Below are 268 nucleotides of genomic sequence, written 5' to 3' on the forward strand. Positions count from 1 at the left end.
TTCGAGTCCTCTCCTGGGCACCAGACATAAGCCGTTGCACTTTTTGTGCAGCGGCTTTTTCTTTGTCTGCGATGCGCATCTACCCCGAGCCCAGCAACGACGGCGCACACCGCATCTTTGCGCTGCCGATATCGCCTGCCCTCGGCATACAGCACACCATCCGCTGCAAAGGCAGCAAAACACCCTCCTCGCCACATTCCACTGCACAGTGATGCCGTACTCACCTGGACGCCATGCCTACCCGCGTCGCTTGCCAGGCAGGGCCAGC

The 268-nt window shown here is 60.4% G+C and carries 1 protein-coding gene; it reads left to right on the plus strand.

Annotation, left to right across the window (positions count from 1 at the left end):
* Positions 1-212, plus strand: a 212-nt coding sequence (locus H928_RS32810) for a hypothetical protein (protein WP_204366282.1), incomplete at its 5' end; no start/stop codon positions are given.
* Between the last annotated feature and the right edge of the window lie 56 nt (positions 213-268).

This window comes from Comamonas sp. B-9 (genome assembly GCF_000410635.1).
GTDB lineage: Bacteria > Pseudomonadota > Gammaproteobacteria > Burkholderiales > Burkholderiaceae_C > Comamonas.